The sequence below is a fragment of the Streptomyces sp. LaBMicrA B280 genome (genome assembly GCF_049222185.1).
Taxonomy (GTDB): Bacteria; Actinomycetota; Actinomycetes; order Streptomycetales; family Streptomycetaceae; genus Streptomyces; species Streptomyces murinus.
On sequence record NZ_JBMJCT010000074.1, the window covers coordinates 1 to 2926 of the forward strand.

Consider the following 2926-nt stretch of genomic DNA (forward strand, 5'->3'; position numbering starts at 1 on the left):
CGCGCGCCGCGCACCGGCGGCGGCCTGACCGGGCGCCGGACCGCGCGCCCGGCGTGACGTCCCGTACCCGCGTGAACGCCTAGCGCGACAGAACGCGGTCCGCACGAGAAAGTTACGCGTGTTCACCCCTTTTGGTGGGGGGGGGGGGGGGAAAACCAAAGAACACCCCCCCCCCCCCCCCCCCCCCCCCCCCCCCGCCACCCTCTTGTCCGCTTACCTTCGTCCCGCTGTGAGCCGCCGGGACCAACGGCGGCCGACCAGGAGGAAGATCGGGGGTGCACGCGTGCGCACGGGACTGCTGACAGAAGGCGGCTATCCGTATGCGAGCGGTGACGCCGGCCTCTGGTGCGACCGGCTGGTGCGCGGGCTCGGGCAGCACGAGTTCGACCTCTACGCGCTCAGCCGCAGCAGGCGCCAGGAGGAACAGGGCCTGCTCCCGCTCCCGCCCCAGGTGACCCGGGTCCGCACGGCACCGCTGTGGACGGACCCCGGCGACGGCGAGGCGGTCGGGTACGGACGGCGCGCGCGCCGGCGCTTCACCGAACACTACGGCGAACTGGCCGGAGCGGTGTGCGCGGCGGCGGACGGCAGCGCCTCCGGCGCCGTGGCGGACCGTTTCGCCAACGCCCTGTACGGGCTCGCCGAACTCGCCCGCGAGGAGGGCGGACTCGGCGCGGCACTCCGTTCCGACCTCGGCGTCCGCACCCTGGAGCGCGCCTGCCGCGCGCCCGGTGCGCCGCGCACGGCGCGCGAGGCGCGCGTGGCCGACCTGCTCACCGTCACCGGTCACCTCGAACGCGCCCTGCGCCCCCTCTCCCTCGACTGGTACGGCGACGACGCGCTCGACGCGGCCGACCTCTGCCACGCCACGTCCGGCGGCCCCGCCGCCCTCCCCGGGCTGCTCGCCCGGCACTTCCGCGGGGTGCCGCTGCTGGTCACCGAGTACGGCGTCCAGCTGCGCGCCCATTACCTGGGCCAGGGGCCCGGGGCGGCGCCCGCGGTGCGGGCTCTGCTCGCCGCGTTCCACGGGCGGCTCGCCACCGAGATCTACCGGCGCGCCGAGATCCTCACCCCGGGCAACGCGCACGCCCGCCGCTGGCAGGAGCGGTGCGGGGCGGACCGGGCCAGGATCCGCACCGTGTACCCGGGCATGGCGGCCGACGGCTTCACCGAGGCCGGCGAGTCACCGGACCGCGCGGACCCGGCCACCCTGGTCTGGGTCGGGCGCGTCGAACCCGCCAAGGACCTCGTCTCCCTGCTGCACGCGTTCGCGGCGGTGCGCAGGCAGGAGCCCGGGGCCCGGCTGCGCATCGTCGGTTCGCCGGGCGGACCCGAGGGCGCGGCGTACCTCGGGTACTGCCGGGCCCTCGCGGCCCAGCTCTTCCCGGACGAGGCGGAGGGGGCGCACGCGGTCGGCCGCAACCCGGTCTCCTTCGACGAGATCGGCAGCCCGGACGCCCCCACGCCGCCCGAGGTGTACGCCTCCGGTGCCGTCGTCGTGCTCTCCAGCGTGGTGGAGGGGTTCCCCACCGGGCTCATCGAGGCCATGTTCTGCGGCCGGGCGACCGTGTCGACGGACGCCGGCGCGGTGGTCGAGGTGATCGGCGGCACGGGACTGGTCGTGCCCCCGCGCAATCCGCGGGCGCTCGCCGATGCGTGCCTGGCGCTGCTGCGCGACCCCGAGCGCCGTGCGCGGCTCGGTGCGGCCGCGCGGGCCCGGGCGCTGGAGCTGTTCACCGTCGAGCAGAACGTCGCGGCGTTTCACGGCATTTACCTGGAGATCGTCTCGCACTGCCCGGTCCGCCGCGACCTCCTCGACGCGTCCGGCGCCCCGCTGCCCTTCGCCGCCCCCGCCGAATCCCACGTCCCCGCCCACTGGCCCGCCACCCCCACCTGGGCCCTCCCGACCACGGAGCCCGCCCGATGAGCGACACACCGAGAATGCCGAGTGGCGGGGTGCCGTGGGGGACGGGACCGGGGGAGTGGACCTCGACCGGAGCGGCTTCGGGAACAGGGGAGCGGCCGGAGACGCCGACCGGAGCGGGTGCCGGGGGCGGGGGCGGGACGGATCGGGCCGTCTCCGCCGAGGGGCCGCATGAAGGCGAGGCTCCCGTGAGGTGGCCGGACGCCTCGATCGCCCCCCGGTCCGCGCCCGTGCCCGTGCCCTCCGGTTCCGGGGTGGTTCTGTCCAAGTCGCGTGCCGGTGAGCCCCGTACCCCCGTGGCCCCCGTCGGCGAGCCGCCCGCCCCCGTGAGCTGGCCGCCGCCCCCCGGGCCCGCCCCCCATCGCGAAGCCGCCCCCCGCGGGCCCTCCGGTGACCCCGTCAAGGCGTTGCTGCACCGGCACCGTGACCTGTGCGAGGGGGCCGTCGACGCCCTGGAGATCGCCGCCGGGCTGGAGGCGCAGGGGATCACCGACCGTACGGCGGCGCGGTTCCGGCACCGGGATGTCTTCTCGCTGGCCGAGGAGCTGTACGCGCGCGTGCCCCGGACCGGGGAGCCCCGGGCGGAGCCGAGACCGGCCCTGCCCGTGCCCCGGATCAGGGTGGCGTGGGTGCTGTCGAGCCTGCTGCCTGGCGTCGCCGCGGCGGCCACCGCGGCCGGGATCCGGCTCACCCAGGGACAGCCGCGGCTGCTCGTCGCCGCGGCCGGTATCGCCGTCATAGCCCTCGCGACCCGCGCCGCGCTGCGCACCGGACCCCTGGCCGTGCGCACCGGACCCCGCCGTGCCCGCCCCTGGCAGGGATCCCTCCTCGCATGGACCCTCTGGCTGCTCGGATACGCGCTGTTCGGCGACGGCCTGCTGCACGACGTGCTCACCGGCGGCCCCGACACGCTGCCCGACGGCGCACCCGGCGGCGAGTGGCCCACCGCCACCGCGCCCGCGCTCGCCCTCGTCCTGGCCCTCGCGCCGGCAGATCGGAAGA

Annotated in this window: 1 protein-coding gene and 1 pseudogene; both read left to right on the top strand. The window is 76.9% G+C overall.

Going from position 1 to position 2926, the window contains the following annotated elements:
* Positions 1–283 precede the first annotated feature (283 nt).
* Entirely contained in the window at positions 284–1927 is a 1644-nt protein-coding gene (locus ACLF5H_RS37265; RefSeq protein WP_421680408.1) for a DUF3492 domain-containing protein, read from the top strand.
* A 251-nt stretch (positions 1928–2178) separates the two neighbouring features.
* Positions 2179–2926: pseudogene (locus tag ACLF5H_RS37270) on the top strand (hypothetical protein); the annotation flags it as partial.